Genomic DNA, 5,297 nt, shown 5'->3' with positions numbered 1-5,297 from the left:
GGGTTTGGCGGTGGGGGCGGGCATCTGCGGCTCCGGTGGGTCGTGGGCGGCGTCGCGGTCGCGGGGCGGCGCGGGCGGCGCGGGGCGGCGTTGACACAAGGTTACTTGCACATGCATGCTTCTGCCTATCGCCAAGAACATGCACGTACATGCAAATACCTACCACCGCCTGGAGGAGCCGGAACCATGGCCTGGATCTACCTGCTCGTCGCGTCCGTCTTCGAGGTCGTTTTCGCCCTCGCCACCAACGCCACCGAAGGGTTCACCAGGTTGGGGCCCTCGCTCCTGACCGCCGGGGCCGCCGCCGGGGGCATCTTCTTCCTGAGCCTGGCGCTCAGGACGCTGGACGTCGGAGTCGGCTACACCGTCTGGACGGGCATCGGATCCGTCGGCACGGTCGTCCTCGGCTCGGTGATCTTCGATGAGCCGGTCGACGGCTGGAAGGTGCTCGCCTTCGTCCTGATCATCGGCGGGGTGCTCGGGCTCAAGGTCGCCGACGGGTTCGGTGGGACGGAGGGGGCGGACGCGGCCGCCTCGGACCCGGACGCGGCCTCCGACCCGCGCCGTACTCCGGCCTCCGCCTGATCCCTGCCCCCTCTTCCCCTTCTCTCCCGTCTGCCGCACCCCGAGAGCTCGTCACATCCCGCAAAGGAGCACCATCATGGCCTGGGCCTACCTCGCCGTCGCCATCGTCTTCGAGATCGCCTTCGCGCTGGGCACCAACGCGACCAAGGGCTTCACCCGGCTCTGGCCGTCCGTCTTCACCCTCCTCGCCGCCGCCGGCGGCATCTACACGCTCAGCCAGGCGCTCAAGACCCTCGATGTGGGCGTCGGTTACACGGTCTGGACGGGGATCGGTTCCATCGGCACGGTCGTCTTCGGGGCCGTGCTCTACAAGGAGAAGATCACGCTGCCCAAGCTGCTCTCCTTCGCGGCGATCATCGCCGGAGCGGTCACGCTCAAGCTGGCGGCCGGCGCCTGAACCCCGGCGCACGGGGTGTGACCTGCGCCCCTGTGCTGTATGAAGATCTCGGAAACACTTGTCGATGGCCGAAAAGCGTCCCTAGGGTCGCGGAACCGAGCTCCGTGCCGAAGAGCGGCACGGCTCGCCGGCACGGATCGAGAAGGGTTCTGTTGCATGCAGCCACCGACAACGGGCGGGACGACGCCCGCCGGGCCCGTGGACGCCGGTCCCGTGGACGCCGGTCCCGGCCGACGGAGCGCCGTCGGGCGGGCCGGGGCGGGCGGGCCGGCCGGGGCGAACGGCGGGGGTGCCACCGAGGAGGGCTACCAGCGCGGACTCGGCACCCGGCAGATCCAGATGATCGCCATCGGCGGCACCATCGGCACGGGCCTGTTCCTGGGCGCCGGAACGGCCATATCCCAGGCCGGACCGAGCCTGATCATCTGGTACGCGGTGGCCGGCGCCGTCCTCTTCCTGGTGATGCGCGCGCTGGGCGAACTGCTCACGCACCGCCCGGTGTCCGGCAGCTTCGCCGAGTACGCGCGGGAGTTCCTCGGCCCCTTCTGGGGGTACGCCACCGCCTGGACCTACTGGATCATGTGGGTCACCACCGGCATGGCCGAGATCACGGCGGCAGGGCAGTACGTCAAGTACTGGTTCCCCGGGGTGGCCCAGTGGCAGACGGCGCTGGTGTCGCTGGTGGTGCTGCTGGCCGTGAACATGATCTCGGTGAAGGCCTTCGGCGAGCTGGAGTTCTGGTTCGCGCTCGTCAAGGTCGTGGCCATCGTCGCGATGATCCTCGTCGGCCTCGCCGTCCTGGTGATCGGCTTCGGCGACGTCGGCGACACCGCCTCGGTGACCCACCTGTGGAAGGACGGCGGGATCGCGCCGCACGGCGTGCACGACTCGCTGATGACGCTCCAGATCGTCCTCTTCGCCTACCTGGGCGTCGAACTCGTCGGCGTCACCGCCGGAGAGGCGGAGGACCCGCAGAAGAACATCCCCCGGGCCATCAACAGCCTCCCGGTGCGCTTCGGCCTCTTCTACATCGGCACGCTGATCGTCATCCTGTCGGTGGTCAGCTGGGCGGAGTTCAGCCCGGGCGTCAGCCCCTTCGTCGCCGCCTTCGCGAAGATCGGCATCCCGGCCGCGGCGGGCATCGTCAACTTCATCGTGCTCACCTCCGCGCTGTCCTCCTGCAACGCGGGCGGCCTCTACTCGACGGCCCGCATGCTGCGCACCGCCTCCGTCAACGGCCACGCCCCCAAGGCACTCTCCAGGCTCACCGGACGCGGTGTCCCCGCTCCCGCGCTGTGGGTGTCGGCCGTCGTCATGGGCCTCGGCGTCCTCGTCAACGCCCTCGACCCGGAGCACGCGTTCGCGTACATCACCTCCGTGTCGACGGGCGGGGCGATCCTCGTCTGGAGCGTCATCCTCGTCACCCACCTCCGCTACCGCCGCGCGGTCGCGCGGGGCGCCGCGGAAGCCTCCCCGTACCGCCTCCCGGGCGCGCCGTACACCAACCTGCTGGCGCTGGCCTTCTTCGCGTTCGTGACGGTCCTCATCGCCTGGAGCGCGGACACGCGGATCGCGCTGTACGTGATGGGCGTCTGGGTCGTCCTGCTGCTCCTCGGCTGGGCGTTCCTTCGGCGGGGGAGCGCGTCCCGGGCCTGAGCGCCGGGAGGACCGGACGGCCGGGACGGCCGGGACGCGGCCGGCGGGCGTCAGCGGCCCGAGGGGGTGCCGGGCGGCGGGCCGTGCACGGCGCGCCGGTACATGCCGGGTGTGATCCCGTAGGCGCGCTTGAACCAGCGGCCGAAGTGCGCCTGGTCCGAGAATCCGGCGGACTCGGCCGCCTCCGCGGCGGGCACTCCGCCGGCCAGCAGTGCGCGGGCCCGGCGGAGGCGCAGGAGCCGCTGGTAGTCGCTGGGCGACATACCGAACTCCGCACGGAACGCCCGGTACACGGCGTAGCGGCTGCACCCGGCCGCCCCGGCCAGGTCGCCGGCCGACAGCGGTTCGGCGTACGCCTCGTCCAGCAGGGCGCGGGCCCGGCGCGCCGCGTGCCGCCGGCCGCCGTCCGAGAGGGTGCGGCGGCGGGGCGCCCGGGTGGCGCCCCGGGCCGCCATGGCCAGGACCGTGGAGGCCAGCAGTTCCTCCCGGGCCAGTGCGCCCGCCGGCCCGGCCAGGGAGGCGTGCAGGCGCGCGAGCGCGCCGGCGAGCACGGGGTCCGTCAGGACCGGGCGGACGAAGAACGGCATCGCCGGGGCGCGCCCGTCGGCGGCGTCGGCCAGCACGTCGTGGACGACCGACGCCCCGATGTGGACGATGCGGTAGGCGTATCCCGCCTCGGCGGCGGCGTGCCCGTCGTGCACCTCGTCCGGGTTGAAGGCCATCACCATGCCGGCCCCGCTGGTGTGGTGCGCCCCGCGGCAGCGGAACCGCTGGGCGCCCAGGTCGGTGATGCCGAAGGAGTAGGCGTCATGGGCGTGCGGCGCGTAGACGTGATCGAAGAAGTGCGCGTGCATGGCTTCGAGCGGACGGGCGGGATCGGGGTCCCGCCAGTACCGCACCCAGCCGTCTCCGGTCGTCATGGCGCCATTCTGACCGGCGCACCAGCGTTCAAGACAGGCGGGCCGCGCGCCTGTCAGGGTCCGGTCCATGGCGACGAGGAAAGGGCCGAGCAACCCGTACCTGCTCCTGATGGTGACCATGACCCTGTGGGGGAGCGCCTTCTCCAGCTCCAAAGCGGTGGTCGGTCAAGTGCCGCATTCCGTGGCGGCGTTCCTGCGCTTCGGCGGTGCCGCCGTCGCCCTGCTGGCCGCCTCGGCGTTCCTCCGCGCACGCGAGAAACGCGGGGGCGGGGAACGCGTGGGCGGTACGGGCGGGGGTGACGGCGGGGCGCTTGAGGGTGCCGTGCGCGCGGATGTACCCCAGGGGCGTGCGTCCCGGTGGCGTGCCCCCGGGCTCGCCGCCGCGGCGGGCGTCCTGGGCGTGTTCGCCTACAACGGCTTCTTCTTCTGGGGCCTTTCGCTGGCTCCCTCCCTGGACGCGGGCATCCTCATACCGGTGATGAGCCCGGTGTTCACCAGTGCGTTCCTCCTCCTCACCGGCAAGGAGAAGGCCACCCGGGCGCGGTGGGCGGGCCTGGGGCTGGGGCTCACCGGCGCTGTGGTCTTCCTCGTCGGCGCCGCCGGCGGGGGCGGGACCGCGTCCCGGCTGCCGGGCGACGGTCTCTACCTCCTCAGCGCGGTGTGCTGGGCCGCCTACACCCTGATCGGACCGCGCGTCCTGGCCGGCGTCGAACCGCTCCGCGCCACCACGTACGCGACCTGCGCGGGCGCCGCCCTGCTCGGCGCGCTCGCCGCGCCCGACCTGGCCCACGTGCGGTGGGGCGAACTGCCGTCCGGTGTCTGGCTGAACGCCGCCTACCTGGCCGTCGGCGCGGCGGCCGTGGCCAACCTCCTCTACTACCGCGGCGTGCGGGCGGTGGGCCCCGCGCGGGCGTCCCTCATGATGTTCACCGTCCCGGTCGTCAACATCCTCTGCGCCACCGTCTTTCTCGGCGAGTCCGTCGGCCCGCTCCAGGGGACCGGCGCGGTGGTCCTGCTGCTGGGTGCCGTGATCGCCCTGACGTCGGGCAGGGGAGCGGCGGGAGCCCGGCGGCTGCCCGACGCGCGCCCCGCGGGCCAGGCGGACCGGCCCGCGCGGCGCGGGCGCAGTGGACGCAGCGGAGCCCGGGCCTAGAGCCCCGTGACTCCGTCCACCGTCTCCCGGAGCAGGTCCGCGTGCCCGTTGTGCCGCGCGTACTCCTCTATCAGGTGGATGAGGATCCAGCGCAGGGACACCTCCTCCGAGCCCAGCCCCTTCGCCTCCTCCGGCGACAGCCGGCCCACGTCGTCGAGCGAGGCGTCCGCGATGAGCTCCCTGCCCAGCGCGACCTCCGCCCGCCAGGCGGCCAGGGCCTCGTCCAGCCTGTCCCCGGGCGCGAGGTCGAAGCCGCCGTTCGGCGGGGGCTCCGGCACCGACCGGCCGGCGAACACCCGCTGGAACCAGTTGCGTTCCACGACCGCCATATGCCGCACCAGCCCCAGCAGGGACATCGGGGAAGGGGCTACGGAGGCGCGGCGCGCCTGCTCGTCGTCGAGCCCCGCGCACTTCACCGCGAGGGTCTCGCGCTGGAAGTCGAGCCAGCTCTCCAACGCCTCTCGCTCACCGGCGAGCGGGGGCGGGATGGGGCGGCCGTCCGGTGTCTTCGTCATGCGGTCACCTTCCCACGCACCACTGACAATCGCCCCCGGCCGCGGGAACGGCCGGGGGCGATTGTCAGTGG

6 protein-coding genes are annotated in these 5,297 nt (G+C 72.7%); 4 read left to right on the top strand and 2 right to left on the bottom strand.

The window, feature by feature from the left end:
• Positions 1 to 186: 186 nt before the first annotated feature.
• The 3 genes from ACSNOK_RS30355 to ACSNOK_RS30345 all read left to right on the top strand — a co-directional run bounded on the left by ACSNOK_RS30355 (position 187) and on the right by ACSNOK_RS30345 (position 2,638).
• On the top strand, positions 187 to 585 hold the full coding sequence (locus ACSNOK_RS30355) for a DMT family transporter (RefSeq protein ID WP_436784009.1): 399 nt from the start codon (positions 187 to 189) through the stop codon (positions 583 to 585).
• A 76-nt stretch (positions 586 to 661) separates the two neighbouring features.
• Positions 662 to 982 carry a DMT family transporter gene (locus tag ACSNOK_RS30350; protein ID WP_436784008.1) on the top strand — a complete coding sequence of 107 codons (321 nt, stop codon included), beginning with the start codon at positions 662 to 664 and terminating at the stop codon, positions 980 to 982.
• A gap of 156 nt (positions 983 to 1,138) precedes the next feature.
• On the top strand, positions 1,139 to 2,638 hold the full coding sequence (locus ACSNOK_RS30345) for an amino acid permease (RefSeq protein WP_436784007.1): 1,500 nt from the start codon (positions 1,139 to 1,141) through the stop codon (positions 2,636 to 2,638).
• Between the two features lie 50 nt (positions 2,639 to 2,688).
• Here ACSNOK_RS30345 and ACSNOK_RS30340 read toward each other — a convergent pair whose 3' ends face one another.
• Positions 2,689 to 3,558: an AraC family transcriptional regulator gene (locus ACSNOK_RS30340; protein WP_436784006.1), complete on the bottom strand. Its 870-nt coding sequence runs from the start codon at positions 3,556 to 3,558 to the stop codon at positions 2,689 to 2,691.
• Between the two features lie 67 nt (positions 3,559 to 3,625).
• On the opposite strand from ACSNOK_RS30340, the gene ACSNOK_RS30335 reads away from it, so the two are divergent.
• Positions 3,626 to 4,711, top strand: a complete 1,086-nt coding sequence (locus ACSNOK_RS30335) for a DMT family transporter (protein ID WP_436784005.1) — start codon at positions 3,626 to 3,628, stop codon at positions 4,709 to 4,711.
• On the opposite strand, the gene ACSNOK_RS30330 is transcribed toward ACSNOK_RS30335, so the two are convergent.
• Complete coding sequence (locus tag ACSNOK_RS30330) at positions 4,708 to 5,226, bottom strand: DinB family protein (protein ID WP_436784004.1); 519 nt, start codon at positions 5,224 to 5,226, stop codon at positions 4,708 to 4,710. The two genes, ACSNOK_RS30335 and ACSNOK_RS30330, sit on opposite strands and share 4 nt — an antisense overlap.
• Positions 5,227 to 5,297 lie beyond the last annotated feature (71 nt).

This window comes from Streptomyces sp. URMC 126 (genome assembly GCF_051386555.1).
Classification (GTDB): domain Bacteria; phylum Actinomycetota; class Actinomycetes; order Streptomycetales; family Streptomycetaceae; genus Streptomyces.
Note: the sequence above shows the minus strand (reverse complement) of the source record. Positions and strands in the feature narration are given on the sequence as shown.

Excerpts from the sequence above, each read along its gene's own strand:
- ACSNOK_RS30355 (WP_436784009.1), top strand. The coding sequence starts at position 187 with ATGGCCTGGATCTACCTGCTCGTCGCGTCCGTCTTCGAGGTCGTTTTC.
- ACSNOK_RS30350 (WP_436784008.1), top strand. The coding sequence starts at position 662 with ATGGCCTGGGCCTACCTCGCCGTCGCCATCGTCTTCGAGATCGCCTTC.
- ACSNOK_RS30345 (WP_436784007.1), top strand. The coding sequence starts at position 1,139 with ATGCAGCCACCGACAACGGGCGGGACGACGCCCGCCGGGCCCGTGGAC.
- ACSNOK_RS30340 (WP_436784006.1), bottom strand. The coding sequence starts at position 3,558 with ATGACGACCGGAGACGGCTGGGTGCGGTACTGGCGGGACCCCGATCCC.
- ACSNOK_RS30335 (WP_436784005.1), top strand. The coding sequence starts at position 3,626 with ATGGCGACGAGGAAAGGGCCGAGCAACCCGTACCTGCTCCTGATGGTG.
- ACSNOK_RS30330 (WP_436784004.1), bottom strand. The coding sequence starts at position 5,226 with ATGACGAAGACACCGGACGGCCGCCCCATCCCGCCCCCGCTCGCCGGT.